Raw genomic sequence first — 17880 nt, 5'->3', positions numbered from 1 at the left:
GTAGAAATTAGATTTGATGTTTGGGCTTCTTTTATAAGAAATGTTTTATCGGTTTTTCGCGATACCGCTTTTTTCCGGGAGAATGATTATGTTTGTGATAAGAAGCGGTATCCTCTTGAATACGAATAAAATGAGAAAAATATTTTTGCCTTTAGTTTTCCTGCTTACTGCGATGACAGTTTCGGGACAAAACGCCCGCAATGAAGCGCTGATAAAGGAACTCGTGGGTATCAGGGATAGCGATCAGCTGGAAAGGGGACAAATGGAATTTGTTCAGGATAAATATGGCGGAAATTCTGCCGAGATGAAAGCATTGTTGACCAATATGCGCAAAAGCGATTCCATAAACCTGATCAAAGTAAGCCGTATTTTGGATAGCTACGGCTGGCTGGGTGCCGATGAGGTAGGAGAAGAGGGGAACAGTACCTTGTTCCTCGTGATTCAGCATGCCGATCTGGAAGCTCAGGAAAAATACTTACCGCTGATGCGAAAGGCAGTAAAAAAGAAAAAAGCAAAAGGAAGCAGCCTGGCACTGCTGGAAGACCGCGTGGCCTTGCGGCAGGGACGAAAACAGATTTACGGCTCACAGGTGGGTTGGGATATGAAAACAAATGAATACTATATGCTGCCGCTTGAAAATCCGGATAAAGTAGACCGGAGAAGAGCGAAAGTAGGACTTCCGCCGTTGGCAGATTATATTGCCCACTGGAATATGAAATGGGATCCGGAACAATATAAAAAAGACTTACCGGCTATAGAAGCAAAATACCGGAAGCGGTAAAGCCTAACAAACGGAACAGGTTGCTAAAAAAGCTGATATTTAATTGATAAATGCGTATAAGCCATGTTAGTAAAAGTTTTTGGAAGTGCCGTTTTTGGCGTAGATGTATATGCTTTTATTTGTTTTACTTTTTATATTTTATTGATGAATATCCAAAATAAAGGGATAAAATTACAATAGGGTAAAATTTATTGAACTTTGTAGAATCATATAAACCTTAATAAATTATGTCTAAACCCCAATTTTACTTCAAAAATGACAAGGAATGGCGCGAATGGCTTCATGAAAATCATGCTACTTCTCAGGGGGGTGAATTGATATTTTATAAAGTGGGAAGTATTTTTGAAAGCATGCGTTGGGAACAGGCGGTGAAGGTTGCCATTTGTTACGGATGGATTGATTCTACTGTAAAGAGAATAGATGACGAGCGTCGCAAACAAACTTTTAGCCCTCGAAAAGATAAAAGTGTTTGGAGTAAACTCAATAAAACCTATATCGAAAAGTTAATTGCAGAAAACTTAATGCATGAAAGTGGTTTGGCTAAAATTGAAACAGCTAAGCAAAATGGCTCGTGGACTTCGCTTGATGCAGTTGAAAATCATGAAATTCCTGAAGATTTACAATTGGCATTCAACCAAAATAAAGTGGCATACACTAATTATCAGAACTTCAGTCCTTCATATAGGAAAGGCTATCTCTATTGGTTAAATCATGCTAAACGAGAGGAAACAAGGAATGCCAGAATTGTAGAGATAATCAAACTTTGTGAACAAAACTTGAAGGCAAGACCATAATCAGTCGAATAGAATAACTGCTTTTTAGTATTAGTTTTGCATAAATACTAACATAAAACCGAAGAGAATTATCGTTAATGAATTAGAAGGATTTTCAGATTTGATGATTTATTAGATGATACTTCTTGTATTGGAAGTAAAAAGATTTGGGATCAGTTTGTAAAAGACGCAATTACAGAATGGGGGATACCAAAGCTTATTAGGTAAAATACTTAAAATAATAGATTTAAAAATTATATAATGACAGTATACTTACCAGGGTTAAGAACGGTAAAATATCTAAAAGAAGAAATAATTAGAGATTTTTGAAAATCAGATTTATTTTTAAGTTTTTTTGAAAAGGCTTATATTTAGTTGATAAATACGTATAAGCCATGTTAGTAAAAGTTTTTGGAAGCGCCGTTTTTGGCGTAGACGCCACGACCATTATTATTGAAGTCAATATCGACAAAGGCATTGGTTACCACCTGGTAGGACTGCCGGACAATGCCATAAAAGAAAGCAGTTACCGGATTGCCGCTGCTTTAAAAAACAACGGCTACCAGCTTCCCGGAAAGAAAATCACCATTAATATGGCGCCAGCCGATTTGCGTAAGGAAGGCTCAGCTTACGACCTGCCGATAGCGATTGGTATCTTAGCGGCTTCCGGTCAGATAAAACCGGATAATATCGATCAGTATATGATTATGGGGGAACTCTCCCTGGACGGAAGCTTACAGCCCATCCGGGGCGCTTTATCCATTGCAATCAAAGCAAAGGAAGAAGGATTTAAAGGATTCTTCCTGCCAAAACAGAATGTAAAAGAAGCGGCTGTGGTGAGCGGAATCGATATTTACGGTGTGGAAAATGTCATGGAAGTGCTGGATTTCTTTGAAGGTAAAAGCACCATACTCCCGGAAACGATCAATATAGAAGACGAATTTTATAAACCGCTGGACTATCCCGAATTTGATTTTGCAGAAGTGCGGGGGCAGGAAAGCATTAAAAGAAGCATGGAAATTGCGGCTGCCGGCGGACACAATATTATACTGATCGGACCGCCCGGTTCCGGTAAGACGATGCTCGCCAAACGACTGCCCGGCATATTGCCGCCAATGACAATGAAGGAAGCCCTGGAAACGACTAAAATCCACAGTGTGGCAGGTAAGATAAAAGAAGCCGGATTAATCAGCCTGAGACCTTTCCGAAGTCCGCATCACTCTTCTTCTGCCGTTTCGTTAGTAGGCGGCGGGAGTTATCCGCAGCCCGGTGAAATTTCACTGGCTCATAACGGGGTATTGTTTTTAGATGAATTACCCGAATTTAAACGGGAAGTACTGGAAGTCATGCGGCAGCCACTGGAAGATAGGGAAGTCACGATTTCAAGAGCAAAATTTACAATTACTTATCCGTCATCCTTTATGTTGGTAGCCAGTATGAATCCCAGTCCCGGAGGCTATTTTAACGATCCGGATGCACCGGTAACAACTTCGGCAGCCGAAATACAGCGCTATTTAAGCAAAATATCCGGACCGTTACTGGACCGGATCGATATACATGTGGAAGTTGCTCCGGTTCCTTTTGAAAAGCTTGCCGATTCGACTAATGCCGAAAGCAGTATCAGCATCCGGAAACGGGTTACAGCAGCCAGAAAAATCCAGTCGGAAAGATTCCGGGATTCGGAAAGTATCCATTATAATGCACAGATGACGACCCGGCAGATCCGCGAATATTGCGTTTTAGACGATAGCTCATTAAGTCTTTTAAAAGCAGCAATGGAACGTCTAAACCTGTCGGCACGTGCCTATGACAGGATTTTAAAAGTTGCCCGGACCATTGCCGACTTAGCGGCTTCGGAACAGCTTACATCTGTTCATATTTCCGAGGCGATTCAATACCGCAGCCTGGACCGGGAAGGATGGCTGGGATAAAAAAACGTCCGGTATTACCGGACGTTTTTTTTATTTAATTCAATTCGGCAAAGGTATCGCCTTTACGGATATCTCCGGTTTCATAACCTCTTTTAAACCATTCGATTCGTTGGGCTGATGTTCCGTGTGTAAAAGAATCCGGGGTTACGTGTCCCTGCATTTTTTTCTGGATAGCATCATCACCTACGGCCTGAGCAGCACTCAAAGCTTCTTCAATATCGCCGGCTTCCAGATATTTCTGATTGTAATGTGCCCATAATCCGGCATAAAAATCAGCCTGTAGCTCTAAGGAAACCGATAATTTATTAGCAGCAGTCTGACTTAAGCCCTGTTGCAGTTTATGAACCTTACCGGATGTGCCCAATAAGGTCTGAACGTGGTGCCCGACTTCGTGTGCGATAACATAAGCAATGGCAAAATCACCGCCCTGAGCACCGAAACGGGTACGCAATTCATCAAAAAAAGCCAGATCCATATATACTTTTCGGTCGGCCGGACAATAAAAAGGACCGGAAGCAGCAGTAGCACTTCCACAGGCTGTTGTAACATTATCAGTAAACAAAACCATGCCCGGGTTTTCGTATGTCATCCCGTTTTCCTGAAAAACTTTTGCCCAGGTCGTTTCTGTGAAAGCAAAAACAGTCGAAACAAATTCTCCCATTTCTTTTTCTTCCGCAGTTAACTCTCGTTGCTCCGTTTGTTGTGTGGACTGTCCTTGTTGTAATTGTTCTAAAATAGGAGCTAATTGCTGAGCGTTTTCGCCTCCAAACATATTGAGAAGCAAAACGATAATACCAATAATTCCGCCTCCGGCAACTACTTTACCACCTGTAGACATCCCGCGACGGTCTTCTACATTATCACTCTGGCGATTACCTTTCCATTTCATATGTTTAGATTTTAGAGATTAAAAATGTTCGTGATTCCCTATTTCTTCTATTTCGTGTTGTTCTGCTCCGAAAATATTTTTGTAAATCGTATAATACATAGAATAAATATAAGGAATTGTAAAAAATATTCCTAAACAGAAAGCAATTATACCTACGCATGAACCTATCGCAGCAACAAATATTGCTAACAGTATGGTTAATGGTTTTTTATTAATTACAGTAATACTGATAGCAATGGCATCTTTAACGCTCAGATCTCCGAAAATAATTAACGGAATGGTCAGGAAGGTCAGGAAACTAATGATAAAGCTCACAAAAGTCCCTACAAGATTCATGTTAACAAGCTGTAAAAGGGTGCTGGCTAAAACCGATAGCAGCGCGATTAAAAAGCTTGCCAGGAAAATATTCTTGAATTTAGGGGACTTGTAATAGTCAAAAGTAGTGCCGATGCTTAGTTCCCGGTTCATATCCGCATCATGTGCCAGTTTAAGGATACCGGCAATAAAAGGAGCCATAATAGCCGACATAAGCGTGTTGACACCGGCAGAAATTAACAGGAATTCTTTCGAAAGCGCTTTTTGCTCGATTTGTGTAAAATCCTGAACATAGCGCTCTATTCCGTAAAATACCGATATTCCGCTGATCACAAGAGCCGCTAAAATAACGGTAACGATAAGAAAAGCCAGACCGGCAGTTAAGGCTATTTTTTTATAATTTTCAAAACTCTCGTTAATCAGTTCACCCGTATCCAGGTGTAATCCTTTCTGGTTAATTTCTTCGAGTCTTTTTTTAATAGTTGTCATCGTATAATTTTTAAATAATAAATTTGATTTCTGGCGGGTAGCTTAAAAACCGATTCGGAAGCCTAAATAGGCATCAGCCTGTTTGGTATCGTTTACCAATGCGGTAATAATGGAACCGGAACCGATAAAGAATCCCTGATAACGAAATCCGATACCACCCGTTAAACCGGAGATTTCATTACTGGACCAGGGAGAATAAATCTCATAGGTTTCTGCCGAAAAGCGCGGCGTTATTGTAATAATATTTTGAGCGGTTGCCAGATTGTTTTCACTGTCGTTTACAATTTTTTGCTGGGTGTAAACGGTAGCATACCATTTTTCATGTAAACGCACATCGGCATAAGCCGATAAAACCGTTGGTGTTTTTACCTTAAAATCCTTTTTGGTATCCACTACGGTTGCATAGCCGCTATTCAATAAAATCTGTTCAATTTCTTTGATGTTGTCAACGCCTTCAAACTGGTTCAGATCGAAACTCTGTAAGCCCTGAACGGATAAACTGTAATCGCGGGACACATTATTATCTGCTTTGAACGTCATGCTTCCCAGGTTGCGAACTGATAATCCGGCATTGATTTTATAACTGTCGTCGCTGGTGTCTTTCCATTGGTAATTAACGCCCAGATCCACAGCATAACCGTTTATACCGTTTCCGAAAAACTGGTTGAAATTACTACTGTCGGTAAATCCGTCTGCCAGGGAACCGGAATAGGCAACATTCAGTGCGGCATGCGCATTGGTTAATTCCACATCACCCAAAACGTTGGTAACGGTACCGGTAAACTTATCGGCAGAAATATTGGCATAAGAACCCGGAAACAATAATTTAAAAGTAGCCCCGCCGCTAAATTTGTGTACATCGTCTTCAAAAACAATGCGTGAAGCGGAAAATCCGATCTCTCCCCAGGTTACCGCATTGACTCTTTGGTTGTTCGCAGAAGCGATCATGGCTGAGCCGATAAAGGAGTTTCTCAGGGCATTCCCCAGATTGACATCCACATCAATAAGATTGGCTTTTACTTTGGCAGAGGAAGTAACCGCAAACGTCCATTTGTCTTTTTTCATGGCAAATGAAGGCCCTAAAATTTCGGCATCCAGACGCATGTTCACCGGTTTATCGCCTTCAAAGATCAAATCTTCCACATTGTTTCCTTTGACAATATCTTTAAAACTGATTTTGTTATTGGAAACGTTAAGGCTGGTGTTAAAAATATTCACTTCATACCGGTTGGAAAGATTGCTCAGTTCGGCCGGATTCACAGATGCATTCAGGATACCGGTCCGGCGTGTTGTATTAATACCGCTGAAATGTTCCTGTGCATACAGAGATGAAATAAATAAACTGCAGGTTATGATCAATACTTTTCGCATAAATGGGGTGTTATTAACTTTTAAATGTTAAAAATAGTAAAAAAATTAAATGCTTTTCCAAATAGTATCATCAGGAACCGGAGCAATTAATGTTAGCGGTTCTTTGGTGACCGGATGCTGTAAAACCAGCTTACGGGCGTGAAGGTGAATACCGCCGTCCGGATTACTGCGGTCGAAACCGTATTTCAGATCCCCTTTTATTGGACTTCCGATAGCTGCCAGTTGACTGCGGATTTGATGATGCCTTCCGGTATGCAGATCGATTTCCAATGCAAAATAGTTGTTTAGTGCCTTAATTACAGTATAGGTAAGGCTGGCTTTTTTGCTGTCGGGAACTTCTTTTACATGTGCTTTTGAAGTATTGTTTTTAGGATTTCGTTTTAAAAAGTGGACTAAAGTGTCTTCTTCTTTTGAAGGACGGTTTTTAACAACCGCCCAATATGTTTTCTGGGTTTCCCGGTTTTTAAACAAATCATTCAGGCGGGTGAGCGCTTTAGAAGTACGCGCAAACACTACGATTCCGGTAGTGGGGCGGTCCAGACGGTGCACCACACCTAAAAAAACCTCACCCGGTTTGTTGTATTTCTCTTTAATATATTCTTTAACAACGTCACTTAACGGTTTGTCACCGGTTTTATCGCCCTGGACAATGTCGCCCACGCGTTTGTTGACGACAATAAGATGATTGTCCTCATAAATGACCTGAAGATTATTTTTTGTAGAAACTATTTTTTCTGACACAAAAAAGAATGTTGGTTAAACGGTAAATTAATATTGCTCGTTGGCATTTGGAAAATCCTCTGATTTCACATCGGTAACATACTGGCCGATGGCTTTGGTCATGTCCTCATAAAGGTTCATATAGCGTCTTAAAAAACGCGGACTGAACTCATGTGTCATGCCAATCATGTCGTGTAAAACAAGAACCTGTCCGTCTACACCGCCTCCGGCACCGATTCCGATCACCGGAATAGAAATGCTTTCGGCTACTTTTTTAGCCAATGCAGAAGGGATTTTTTCCAGAACCAAAGCAAAACAGCCTATTTTTTCCAGCATTTTAGCATCTTCAATCAGCTTTTGTGCTTCGGCTTCTTCTTTGGCACGAACGGTATAAGTCCCGAATTTATAGATAGACTGCGGTGTTAAACCCAAATGTCCCATTACCGGAATACCGGCATTCAGGATACGTTTGATACTGTCTTTTATTTCACTTCCGCCTTCCAGTTTTACTGCGTGTCCGCCGCTTTCTTTCATGATTCTGATCGAAGAACGCAAGGCTTCTTTCGGATCCGACTGGTAGGCACCGAAAGGTAAATCTACAACAACCAAAGCTCTTTCTACGGCTCTCACAACCGAAGAAGCATGGTAAATCATCTGGTCAAGGGTAATGGGTAAAGTGGTTTCGTGTCCGGCCATTACATTGGAAGCGGAGTCGCCAACTAAAATAGCGTCAATTCCGGCACTGTCCACAATTTTAGCCATAGTATAGTCGTAAGCCGTTAGCATGGAGATTTTTTCACCATTGGCTTTCATTTCAATCAATGATTTTGTCGTGATTCTTTTGTAGTCTTTTTTTGCAACTGACATAGTTTTAAAAATTTTAGGAAATGTAAAAGTACTATAATTTCTAGGATACTGTAACATAATAAAGATTAATACTACTGATAAGGTATCTAAATTCCTTGTTATGAAAAACTTTTTAATACTGTTGGTATGTGGTTTGTCTTTCGGTTTACAGGCACAGCAAAAGGATGTTGAAAACACGATAAAGACCTTTTTTGAAGGTTTTCACGCAAAAGATACCCTAAAAATCAAATCGGTTTGCCATGATAAAATGATTTTACAATCCATTATGGAAGGAGCGAAGGGAACAAAGTTCCTGAATGAAAAAGCGTCCGATTTCTTTAAAGCCATTGCCACCTTTCCTTCCGATAAAAAGTTTGAAGAGCGGCTGCTGAAATTTAATACGCAGATCGACGGTGCGATGGCACATGTCTGGACGCCGTATGAGTTTTATATTGACGGTAAGTTAAGTCATCATGGCGTTAATTCGTTTCAGCTGTATAAGGACAATGGCAGCTGGAAAATTATTTATGTGGTGGATACGAGGAGGAAGTAGGAAGTTTGATTGGGGGTATTTGATGTTTGATATTTGATATTTGAATTGGGTATTCGCTTTTTGGCTGTTCGCTTTTTGGCTGTTTGGTTTTTTTGCTTTTTGCTTTTTTTGCTTTTTGCTTTTTGCTTTTTTGTAAAATTTGTCTTATTTTTCTTTTTCAAAACGAATATTTAGGTATATATTGAGCACTGAAAAAAACAAAAAAATGGAAACACAATTTTCAGGTAACCCGAAACCGTTTGGTATCATAGGATTGGTTATTGCAATATTCTCACTGCTATTTTCGATTATTCCCTGCATTGGATTTTATGCCATTATTCCCGCTTTTATAGCATTTGTTTTTTGTACGATCGCTTTTTTATATTCAAGACAACAAAAGCAGAACGGTAGTGTACCTTTGGCAGGAATGATCATTGCGGTTATTACTATTTCGATTGGTATCTTCCAGTATGTGAATTATAAATCGGTTTTTGAAGCCAAAGATGAGATTAATGCGATCACAGACGAAGCCTTCGAAACCATCACGAAGGAAGCTCTGGACAATGCTCTTGAAAAAGATAGTTTAAAAAATGATTCCATTCAGAAAAGTAAGGCAGATTCTCTTCAATTCTAAATTTGCGGAATACCATCTCCTAAACATTGTCATCATGACCGTCATACTGGCCATGTTTTTACTGCTTCAATACAATGTTGTTTCGTTTAAATGTGTCTATTCCGAAATAGGATCAAGTTGTAAAACATGCGGACTAACAACCAGTTTTAAAGACATTTTAAACGGTAATTTCAACCATATAAAACCAGCCAACGGGATTATTTTTATAGTGTTCTGTTCCCAGTTACTAATTAGGCCGGTTATTAGTGTGCTGCTATATTTTACGGAAAGAAAACAATTGATCAGAAATGCTGATACCATAAGTTCCTTGTTGCTTTTCGGAATTTTTGTGTATGCTGTGTCAGCCGGGTGATGCAATAGTTAAATTAGGATATATTTTACAAAAGGACGGGTAGAGCACTCGTCTTTTTTTTGTGGATATTTTTAAAAAATTAAACAATTAGTAGAGTATTGTTTGTGTTTTAATATTGTTTATTTATTCTAAAATATTGTTTATTATGTTATTTTGTTTGTAAAAATAGAATATAGTTTGTTTTTGTGGTATAATTTGTTTAAGTTAGTCAAATATTTATTGCCGCCACAAAAGCGTTGCATTTTGCCACGGAAAAATTTTTATAAACCATAAATAATTAACTGCCATGAAACAACGATTTTTTTTATCGTATTTATTGTTCAGTGTTCTCACTTTTACTTTGTTTACCTCTTGTGTAAAAGAAGATTCTAAGGAGATCGTATCGTCCGCCATTGATCTGAATAAAATTAAGAGTGTGATCGCAATGAATGGGGAAAGCCAGATTATTGCATATAATATGCTGACAGCCGCCGACAAATTTTACATTTGGAATACCAAACTGAAAATATTGCAGCGCACCGGTGAATTAAATGCCAAACAACAGCATTTTGTCCGGGAATTGCAGGAAACGCTACGGGTTGATTTTTTTGAAAAAGAACGTTCCCGTACCGCAAAAGAATATTACAACAGTTACCTGCCGCAGATGAAGCGGATAGGATTAAGCCTGTTTACACCGTCTGAAATGGTTGCAAATTTTGCAAGCATTAACAGTAAAATCATTGTTGCCGGTCCGCCCGAAATACATTGCGGCTGCAATACAAGTGATAGCTGGTGTGTTACCGGCGATTGTTATTCTTTTTATTGTTCCTCTGCCGATTCCGGCTGCGGATGGTGGCTGGGAGAAATATGTAATGGATTTTGTGCCCGGAAATAAGATAAACTATGGATACCATGAAAAGGAAAATAATAGAAGTTTCAGTAGTCTGTCTTGTATTGGTAATTGCGATATGTTATATAGGGAAATGTAGGGAATGGAATAATGTTTTCAGTTTGTCGAATGCAACAATTGAAGTTACCAACACGTTCGATTTTGAAAGCATGCATATAAAAGATACCTTAAAACATACTTTTTTAATCAAGAATACCTCTGATAATGTGTTGAATATCGTTGCCGTTCACAGTAATTGCGGCTGTACGATCACAAGCTTTAGCAGGGAAAAGATTAAGAAAGGCGAATCGGCTGAAATAGCCGTTACGTTCGTGCCGCAGCAGGTAGGCAGAACCGAAAAAAGTATCGTGGTCGAGGCTAATACAGCGCCTCCTTATACCGTTTTAAGTTTACACGGAATTGTTAAAAAATAAAGTTTAGAGTTTTTTTACTTAATTAGTTGTTAGTTGCAAAAAAAGCGGAATACTTATGTCAGTTCCGCTTTTTTATTGGTATTATAAAGAATGGTTTAACAGTCTGACATATTTACGGCAACAGCCAGACCACCTTCTGAGGTTTCTTTATATTTATTGTTCATGTCTTTGGCGGTTTGCCACATCGTATCGACAACCTTATCCAATGGTACTTTCGCATTTTTAGGATCGGTTTCCAATGCTAATTCGGCAGCATTAATTGCTTTAATGGCACCCATCGTATTTCTTTCAATACAAGGAATCTGCACCAGTCCGCCAATAGGATCACAGGTTAGCCCCAGGTGGTGTTCCATCGCAATTTCGGCAGCCATTAAAACCTGCTCCGGTGTTCCGCCCATCAATTCACACAAAGCACCTGCGGCCATAGCAGAAGAAACGCCGATTTCTGCCTGGCATCCGCCCATTGCAGCCGAAATAGTAGCACCTTTTTTAAAGATACTGCCAATTTCTCCGGCAACCATTAAAAACTGTTTGATCTGGTCTTCGTTGGCTTTGTGATCTTCAATAACCATATAATACATCAGCACGGCAGGAATAACACCCGCGCTGCCATTGGTAGGAGCGGTAACCACACGACCTAAGGAAGCGTTGACTTCGTTTACCGCTAAAGCGAAACAGCTTACCCATTTCAGGATCTGGCGGAATTTTACTTCTGTCATACGGATGATTTCCAGCCAGGATTGCGGATTGTCATACGGCAAAACGCCAATCAGGTTTTTGTGCATGTCATAAGCACGGCGGCGTACGTTTAAACCTCCGGGTAATGTCCCTTCACTATGACAGCCAATATACATGCATTCTAACATGGTATTCCAGATACGAAGCAATTCATGGTGAATTTCCTCCTCCGTACGCATGGATTTTTCATTTTCATATACGATTTCCGAAATCTTTTTTTGCTCCGCCTGGCAATAGGTTAGTAATTCTTCGGCTTTATCGATCGGGAAAGGAAAGGTTCTTTTGATTGTTTCTTTTTCTATATTCTCTTCTGCCTGTTCTTTTACTACAAATCCGCCACCAATGGAATAAAAAGTGGCGCTGTATTCCTGACTGTCCGTATACACGGTAAAAGTCATCCCATTGGAATGAAACGGCAGGAAATTTTTATTAAAAACAATGTCGGTTTCCGTATCGAAAGGAATGATAATTTCATTTCCTAAAAAGATCTCTTTTTTGTTTTTAATGGCCGAAATGATAACGTCAATGCTTTCTACGGGAATATATTCCGGATCGGCACCGCTTAATCCTAACATGACAGCAAGATCTGTAGCGTGTCCTTTTCCGGTTAATGATAAGGAACCGTAAAGGTCCACTTTGATTCGGTTAATGTGGTCAATAAGATTGTGATTTCTGATTTCAACAAGAAACTGTTCGGCTGCACGCCAAGGACCTAAAGTATGGGAACTGGACGGTCCCACACCAATTTTAAGCATATCAAATACAGAAATACATTCCATAAAGTAATCTAAATGTTTAGTTTGTTAAAGCAAAGATAGCCCGATAATTCAATAAATAAAACGGACCAAACATATTTTGATCAGTATAACCTGCTTTATGGTATCTTTGATCGTATAAATACTTCAAAACATGCGTCATATCATCATTTTCATAGCGCTGATAAGCTTTGTTTTTAAAGCAAATTCACAAAATTTACAGGAAATGTATAATAAAAGCAAATCGGCTTATGAGAACAAAGAATACGCATCGTTTTTAAAAATAATGAAGCAGCTGGACAGCCTTCGTCCTTCGCATCCTGTTTTTACATATAATCTTGCAGCTGCCCAGGTGTTGAATGGGAAAACAGAAGAAGCTTTGCCGGTAATGGCAAAAAGTATCCTGATGGATAACGGAGTCGATTTTGATCAGGACGCCGATTTTGAACCGGTGAGGAGTAAGCCCGGTTACCAGCGTATTTTAGCATTAAAGCAGCAGCAGAACAAGACCGTAACCGGTTCCGGAAAAGTAGTGGTTTTAAAGGAAAAGGACTTGCATCCGGAAGGATTGACATATCTGCCAAAAGCAAAATTATGGCTGGCAGCCAGTATCCATAAAGGGAAAATAATTGCTTTCGACAGCCAGACAGGAGGGTGTACGGATTGGTTTATAGCCGACAAGGGATTTGCTGTTTTTGCCATGAAACCGGATAAAAACGAAAAATATTTATGGGTTGCCACTGCGGCCATTCCGGAAGCACAATCGTTCACTAAGGAGCTGGAAGGTAAGGCGGTAATATTGAAAATTGATATTGCCGGGAAGAAAATCACCGCACGGTTTTCGGTTAACGGGAATCATTTGTTTGGAGATCTCGCAGTTACCAGGGAAGGAACGGTATATGTATCGGATAGTGCACAGCCGGTACTCTATAAAATTGAAAACAATACAATGGACGTTTTCCTCGATTTGTCACAGGAAGCGTTTAATTTACAGGGAATAACGCTCAATACCGCAGCATCAAAGCTGTTTGTTGCCGATTACTTAAAAGGGATACTGGCTGTCGATATAAAGAATAATAACCGGAAATGGCTATCCTTCCCGGAAGGAACTACAGGGAAGGGGATAGACGGGCTGGCATATTATAAGCAATCCTTAATAGCCATTCACAATGGTATAAAGCCGGTCAGGCTGATGCAGTACACGCTCGATGATAGCGAAAATACAATAACCGGCTGTAAAGTTCTGGATAGTAACAGACCGGAATTTAACGAGCCGGTTTTAATGACAGTACAGGATAAGCAAATATACTTTTTTGCCAATGCTCCCTGGAATGCCTATAAAAAGGATCACACATTAGACTTGCAACAGTGTGATAATCCGGCATTATACCAATATCGTTTAAAAGAATGACAGTGTTGTTATGCCTGATAAAGTGTCAACTTGTCAGTGTTTGAAAATCAAAATAAATAGAATTATGACAATTTTCATGTCTTTTTTGTAATGGCACAATGATTGACTTATACCAAGCAAGTTGAAAAAACGAAACGACAAAATTGATATAATAAAATAAACTTAGTTATGAGTAAAATTATTGGAATTGACTTAGGAACGACTAACTCTTGCGTTTCTGTAATGGAAGGTAATGAGCCGGTAGTAATTCCTAATGCAGAAGGAAAAAGAACAACACCATCTGTAATTGCTTTTGTAGAAGGTGGTGAAATCAAAGTAGGAGATCCTGCCAAAAGACAAGCAGTGACCAATCCAACGAAAACAATTGCTTCTATCAAACGTTTTATGGGTAACAAATACTCAGAAAGCCAAAAAGAAGCAGGAAATGTAGCGTACAAAGTTGTTAAAGGTGATAACGACACACCACGTGTGGATATCGACGGAAGACTTTATACACCACAGGAATTATCAGCAATGACACTTCAGAAAATGAAGAAAACGGCTGAAGATTATTTAGGTACTACAGTAACGGAAGCGGTTATTACAGTACCGGCATACTTTAATGATGCACAACGTCAGGCTACTAAAGAAGCCGGAGAAATTGCAGGATTAAAAGTACGTCGTATTATCAATGAACCAACAGCTGCAGCGTTAGCGTATGGTTTGGATAAAGCAGGAAAAGATCAGAAAATTGCGGTTTATGACTTAGGTGGTGGTACTTTCGATATCTCTATCCTGGAATTAGGAGATGGTGTATTTGAAGTATTGTCTACAAACGGTGATACACACTTAGGAGGTGACGATTTTGACCAGGTAATTATTGACTGGTTAGCAAACGAATTCAACAGCGAAGAAGGTGTGGATTTACGTAAAGACCCAATGGCTTTACAACGTTTGAAAGAAGCTGCTGAAAAAGCTAAAATTGAATTATCGGCATCTGCTCAGACAGAAATTAACTTACCGTATGTAACGGCTACTGCTTCAGGACCGAAACACTTGGTAAAAACCTTAACAAGAGCTAAATTTGAACAATTGGCAGATGAATTAATCCGTCGTTCAATGATTCCTTGTGAGAAAGCGTTAAAAGATGCTGGTATTTCGAAATCAGAAATTGATGAAGTAATCTTGGTAGGTGGATCTACACGTATGCCGAGAATCCAGGAAGAAGTTGAAAAATTCTTCGGTAAAAAACCGTCAAAAGGAGTAAATCCGGATGAAGTTGTTGCCGTAGGTGCAGCGATTCAGGGTGGTGTATTAACAGGTGATGTAAAAGACGTATTATTATTAGACGTTACACCGCTATCTTTAGGTATTGAAACTATGGGTAGTGTAATGACAAAATTAATCGAGTCGAATACAACAATCCCTACTAAAAAATCACAGGTTTTCTCTACAGCAGCAGACAACCAACCATCGGTAGAAATCCACGTTTTACAAGGAGAAAGACCAATGGCTAACGATAACAAAACGATCGGACGTTTCCACTTAGACGGAATCCCGCCAGCACCAAGAGGAGTACCTCAAATTGAAGTAACTTTCGATATTGATGCGAATGGTATTATCAAAGTTTCCGCAACAGATAAAGGAACCGGAAAATCACACGATATTCGTATTGAAGCTTCTTCAGGTTTAACACAGGAAGAAATCGAAAGAATGCGTAAAGAAGCAGAAGCAAATGCTGAAGCAGATAAATTAGTAAAAGAAAAAGTTGATAAGCTAAACGAAGCTGACGGAATGATCTTCCAGACTGAAAAACAATTGTCTGAGTTTGGAGATAAATTGTCAGAAGGAAATAAAGCAGCTATTCAGGGTGCTTTAGACGAATTGAAACAAGCTTACGAAACAAAAGATGTAGTAACGATCCAACCGGCATTAGACAAAATTAATGAAGCCTGGAAAAATGCATCGGAAGAAATGTACAAAGCACAGGCTGATGGTCAGGGAGCGCCGCAAGGACAACCTCAGGACGCTCAAAATGGCGATCAGACACAAGATGTAGATTACGAAGAAGTAAAATAATCTCGGAATCACGAATAATAAAAACCGGAGCTATAGCTCCGGTTTTTTTATGGGTTACAGCCATCTTACAGCCGGATATGTTAAAAAAATGTTATAATAAGATTTTTCCTGTAACGAAATAATGATTAGGTCGTCTAACTCGTAACAATCAAAATAAATAATTTAAAAATCAATCATCATGAAAAAATCGATCATTATTTTAGGACTGGCTTTAGTAGCATTTACAAATGTTTCTGTTGCTTCAAACGCTGTGAACACAAAAGTTCAGATAGTATCAATTTTAAACGCTACACCACTTTGCACAGCAATCAGCAAAGGTGATGTGGCAACAATCAAAAAATTTATTGAATACGGTGCAGATGTAAACGAAAGAACAAACAACTTAACTCCGTTAATGTTCGCTGTACGTTACAACAACCTTGAAGTTGTAAAATTATTAGTTGAAAAAGGAGCAGACCTTACTGCTGTTGACCAAAACGGAAGTACTGTATTGAAATTGGCAGAAATGTATAAAAACAACGATATCATCGAAGTTTTAAAAGCTGCCGGTGCCAGAAAATAAGGAAACAAGACACAATGGAAAAGGGAGCGTTTGGCTCCCTTTTTTATTTTAGTTCATGACCATTACGTCAAAATAAAACTGTCCGGTCCAGCAGTTGGTTGTCTGACTGGCAAAAAGATCGGCACGGGCAATGTTCACCGTAATGGAACTCTGCGATTTGTTGGCATAATTTAGTACGAAAGTATCCGGGTAACCGCTGGAATTATAAGCATTAAAAATAATACCCAAAGGATTAAACGGCAATTGCGGCGAAAAATCGTAGCGAACCTGTAACCGTTCTGCGGTGATGGGAGCAAGCGCAACGGTACTTCCGGATATAACTGCCGAACCACTCTTGGTTTGCTTTGCGAGAATTGTCCAGCTAACGGTTGTATTTACTCCTCGTACCGGAATGGTGAAGGAACCGGAGCTCCCGTTGGAATAACTGTCGCATACCGGAATCACCATACCCTGTAATGTTGCAATGTTAGGCAAATTGGTGCTTTGCCAGCTGGCATAACCATTGGCATCGGATGTCAGCACCTTTCCGGCTCCCTGCGAACCATCTACAATTCGTATAACGGGAGATAAAGATTGGGTATTGGTAATGGAAACCTGGTCAAGAAAAGCAGCATCAAGACCTGTATTGGTAGAACTGTCTTTTTCATAACGCCAGGATAAAGTATGGTTTCCGGCTGTTAAAGTTCCGGAATATGTTGCCCAGGGAACCGCACCGGACCATTGGCTGGTCTGCACGCCGTCTATATAAAATCGGAGATAATCATAACTCGCCTCACTATCTACGCGGTAATTAAAGGAATAAGGAGAACCTCCGGCAGGAATCGATACATTTAATTCCAGTGTTGAGGTACTGCTGGCTATTCCGGAACCGGATTTTATTCCGGTGGCACCGGCATTAAACTGCCCGGCTACAGTAGTGGTGGTCCAGGAACCGCCGCTGCCGGAAGTGGTAAACGGAGCAATACCGCTTTCAAAACCGTTTGCAAAAGGAACAACGCCTGCTCCGGCGGAATTTTCAATATGAAATTTGGCCGTTGGAGTAGTAGTGCCCACACCAACATTGCCGGAATTGCCATTGCGTAAATCATTTCCGGTAAGTATCCAGTGGCTGTTGGTCGCACCGCTTATCGGCACCCATTTGCTGCTGTCCCAATAGTGAAACCCGATACCGGTTGTGACATTCGTATTGTAAATAAGTAAACTGGTTGCCGGACTGCTCACCGGTGCGGCAGCATTGAGATTGGGAATGGAAACTCTGGGAATCAGCAAACCTTTATCGGTTGCGGTTACATCCAGTATTGAACTGGCATGAGGAGTAGTGGTGTTAATGCCAACCTGAGAAAAAAGCATCATTGGAAACAATAATGCGAAAAGTATTTTTTTCATAATAGTCATTGATATTTAATAGTTGTTAGGACAAA

At 40.0% G+C, this 17880-nt stretch carries 17 protein-coding genes; 10 read left to right on the top strand and 7 right to left on the bottom strand.

What is annotated here, in order from left to right:
- Nucleotides 1–130 precede the first annotated feature (130 nt).
- From HW120_RS14055 to HW120_RS14045, 3 genes are all read left to right on the top strand, one after another.
- The gene (locus HW120_RS14055; RefSeq protein WP_177734712.1) at nucleotides 131–781 is read left to right on the top strand and encodes a DUF6624 domain-containing protein; all 651 of its coding nucleotides are present in this window, start codon (nucleotides 131–133) and stop codon (nucleotides 779–781) included.
- A gap of 227 nt (nucleotides 782–1008) precedes the next feature.
- Nucleotides 1009–1575, top strand: coding sequence for a YdeI/OmpD-associated family protein (locus HW120_RS14050; protein WP_177734711.1), 567 nt, complete (start codon nucleotides 1009–1011; stop codon nucleotides 1573–1575).
- Nucleotides 1576–1949: 374 nt separating this feature from the next.
- Nucleotides 1950–3485: a YifB family Mg chelatase-like AAA ATPase gene (locus HW120_RS14045; protein WP_177734710.1), complete on the top strand. Its 1536-nt coding sequence runs from the start codon at nucleotides 1950–1952 to the stop codon at nucleotides 3483–3485.
- Nucleotides 3486–3519: 34 nt separating this feature from the next.
- On the opposite strand, the gene ypfJ is transcribed toward HW120_RS14045, so the two are convergent.
- The 5 genes from ypfJ to panB are packed head-to-tail and all read right to left on the bottom strand — an operon-like array spanning nucleotide 3520 to nucleotide 8136.
- The gene (gene ypfJ, locus HW120_RS14040) at nucleotides 3520–4374 is read right to left on the bottom strand and encodes a KPN_02809 family neutral zinc metallopeptidase (protein WP_177734709.1); all 855 of its coding nucleotides are present in this window, start codon (nucleotides 4372–4374) and stop codon (nucleotides 3520–3522) included.
- An 18-nt stretch (nucleotides 4375–4392) separates the two neighbouring features.
- Nucleotides 4393–5178: a DUF2189 domain-containing protein gene (locus tag HW120_RS14035; protein WP_177734708.1), complete on the bottom strand. Its 786-nt coding sequence runs from the start codon at nucleotides 5176–5178 to the stop codon at nucleotides 4393–4395.
- Between the two features lie 42 nt (nucleotides 5179–5220).
- The gene (locus HW120_RS14030) at nucleotides 5221–6549 is read right to left on the bottom strand and encodes a hypothetical protein (RefSeq protein ID WP_177734707.1); all 1329 of its coding nucleotides are present in this window, start codon (nucleotides 6547–6549) and stop codon (nucleotides 5221–5223) included.
- 45 nt (nucleotides 6550–6594) lie between these two features.
- Nucleotides 6595–7290, bottom strand: coding sequence for an RluA family pseudouridine synthase (locus HW120_RS14025; RefSeq protein WP_177734706.1), 696 nt, complete (start codon nucleotides 7288–7290; stop codon nucleotides 6595–6597).
- Between the two features lie 27 nt (nucleotides 7291–7317).
- Nucleotides 7318–8136 carry a 3-methyl-2-oxobutanoate hydroxymethyltransferase gene (gene panB / locus HW120_RS14020; protein WP_177734705.1) on the bottom strand — a complete coding sequence of 273 codons (819 nt, stop codon included), beginning with the start codon at nucleotides 8134–8136 and terminating at the stop codon, nucleotides 7318–7320.
- A gap of 100 nt (nucleotides 8137–8236) precedes the next feature.
- Between panB and HW120_RS14015 the strand changes: the two genes are divergently transcribed.
- The 4 genes from HW120_RS14015 to HW120_RS14000 all read left to right on the top strand — a co-directional run bounded on the left by HW120_RS14015 (nucleotide 8237) and on the right by HW120_RS14000 (nucleotide 10935).
- Nucleotides 8237–8668, top strand: a complete 432-nt coding sequence (locus HW120_RS14015; protein ID WP_177734704.1) for a nuclear transport factor 2 family protein — start codon at nucleotides 8237–8239, stop codon at nucleotides 8666–8668.
- A 205-nt stretch (nucleotides 8669–8873) separates the two neighbouring features.
- A complete protein-coding gene (locus HW120_RS14010) occupies nucleotides 8874–9281 on the top strand; it encodes a hypothetical protein (protein ID WP_177734703.1) in 408 nt (135 codons plus the stop codon).
- A gap of 638 nt (nucleotides 9282–9919) precedes the next feature.
- The gene (locus HW120_RS14005) at nucleotides 9920–10507 is read left to right on the top strand and encodes a bacteriocin fulvocin C-related protein (protein ID WP_177734702.1); all 588 of its coding nucleotides are present in this window, start codon (nucleotides 9920–9922) and stop codon (nucleotides 10505–10507) included.
- Between the two features lie 17 nt (nucleotides 10508–10524).
- Nucleotides 10525–10935: a DUF1573 domain-containing protein gene (locus HW120_RS14000; RefSeq protein WP_177734701.1), complete on the top strand. Its 411-nt coding sequence runs from the start codon at nucleotides 10525–10527 to the stop codon at nucleotides 10933–10935.
- 95 nt (nucleotides 10936–11030) lie between these two features.
- Here HW120_RS14000 and HW120_RS13995 read toward each other — a convergent pair whose 3' ends face one another.
- A complete protein-coding gene (locus tag HW120_RS13995) occupies nucleotides 11031–12452 on the bottom strand; it encodes an L-serine ammonia-lyase (RefSeq protein WP_177734700.1) in 1422 nt (473 codons plus the stop codon).
- A 130-nt stretch (nucleotides 12453–12582) separates the two neighbouring features.
- Between HW120_RS13995 and HW120_RS13990 the strand changes: the two genes are divergently transcribed.
- From HW120_RS13990 to HW120_RS13980, 3 genes are all read left to right on the top strand, one after another.
- Nucleotides 12583–13839: an NHL repeat-containing protein gene (locus tag HW120_RS13990; protein ID WP_218618727.1), complete on the top strand. Its 1257-nt coding sequence runs from the start codon at nucleotides 12583–12585 to the stop codon at nucleotides 13837–13839.
- Nucleotides 13840–14007: 168 nt separating this feature from the next.
- Entirely contained in the window at nucleotides 14008–15897 is a 1890-nt protein-coding gene (gene dnaK / locus HW120_RS13985) for a molecular chaperone DnaK (protein ID WP_177734698.1), read from the top strand.
- A gap of 178 nt (nucleotides 15898–16075) precedes the next feature.
- Entirely contained in the window at nucleotides 16076–16459 is a 384-nt protein-coding gene (locus HW120_RS13980) for an ankyrin repeat domain-containing protein (RefSeq protein WP_177734697.1), read from the top strand.
- 48 nt (nucleotides 16460–16507) lie between these two features.
- Here the strand turns inward: HW120_RS13980 and HW120_RS13975 are convergent, their stop codons facing one another.
- Nucleotides 16508–17845 carry a hypothetical protein gene (locus HW120_RS13975; protein WP_177734696.1) on the bottom strand — a complete coding sequence of 446 codons (1338 nt, stop codon included), beginning with the start codon at nucleotides 17843–17845 and terminating at the stop codon, nucleotides 16508–16510.
- Between the last annotated feature and the right edge of the window lie 35 nt (nucleotides 17846–17880).

Origin of the sequence: Flavobacterium inviolabile, from assembly GCF_013389455.1 — a bacterium.
GTDB classification, from domain to species: Bacteria; Bacteroidota; Bacteroidia; order Flavobacteriales; family Flavobacteriaceae; genus Flavobacterium; species Flavobacterium inviolabile.
Note: the sequence above shows the minus strand (reverse complement) of the source record. Positions and strands in the feature narration are given on the sequence as shown.

Excerpts from the sequence above, each read along its gene's own strand:
- HW120_RS13975 (WP_177734696.1), bottom strand. The coding sequence starts at position 17,845 with ATGAAAAAAATACTTTTCGCATTATTGTTTCCAATGATGCTTTTTTCT.
- HW120_RS13995 (WP_177734700.1), bottom strand. The coding sequence starts at position 12,452 with ATGGAATGTATTTCTGTATTTGATATGCTTAAAATTGGTGTGGGACCG.
- HW120_RS14005 (WP_177734702.1), top strand. The coding sequence starts at position 9,920 with ATGAAACAACGATTTTTTTTATCGTATTTATTGTTCAGTGTTCTCACT.
- panB (WP_177734705.1), bottom strand. The coding sequence starts at position 8,136 with ATGTCAGTTGCAAAAAAAGACTACAAAAGAATCACGACAAAATCATTG.
- ypfJ (WP_177734709.1), bottom strand. The coding sequence starts at position 4,374 with ATGAAATGGAAAGGTAATCGCCAGAGTGATAATGTAGAAGACCGTCGC.
- HW120_RS14010 (WP_177734703.1), top strand. The coding sequence starts at position 8,874 with ATGGAAACACAATTTTCAGGTAACCCGAAACCGTTTGGTATCATAGGA.
- HW120_RS14035 (WP_177734708.1), bottom strand. The coding sequence starts at position 5,178 with ATGACAACTATTAAAAAAAGACTCGAAGAAATTAACCAGAAAGGATTA.
- HW120_RS13980 (WP_177734697.1), top strand. The coding sequence starts at position 16,076 with ATGAAAAAATCGATCATTATTTTAGGACTGGCTTTAGTAGCATTTACA.
- HW120_RS14030 (WP_177734707.1), bottom strand. The coding sequence starts at position 6,549 with ATGCGAAAAGTATTGATCATAACCTGCAGTTTATTTATTTCATCTCTG.
- HW120_RS14015 (WP_177734704.1), top strand. The coding sequence starts at position 8,237 with ATGAAAAACTTTTTAATACTGTTGGTATGTGGTTTGTCTTTCGGTTTA.
- HW120_RS14045 (WP_177734710.1), top strand. The coding sequence starts at position 1,950 with ATGTTAGTAAAAGTTTTTGGAAGCGCCGTTTTTGGCGTAGACGCCACG.
- HW120_RS14050 (WP_177734711.1), top strand. The coding sequence starts at position 1,009 with ATGTCTAAACCCCAATTTTACTTCAAAAATGACAAGGAATGGCGCGAA.
- HW120_RS13990 (WP_218618727.1), top strand. The coding sequence starts at position 12,583 with ATGCGTCATATCATCATTTTCATAGCGCTGATAAGCTTTGTTTTTAAA.
- dnaK (WP_177734698.1), top strand. The coding sequence starts at position 14,008 with ATGAGTAAAATTATTGGAATTGACTTAGGAACGACTAACTCTTGCGTT.
- HW120_RS14000 (WP_177734701.1), top strand. The coding sequence starts at position 10,525 with ATGAAAAGGAAAATAATAGAAGTTTCAGTAGTCTGTCTTGTATTGGTA.
- HW120_RS14055 (WP_177734712.1), top strand. The coding sequence starts at position 131 with ATGAGAAAAATATTTTTGCCTTTAGTTTTCCTGCTTACTGCGATGACA.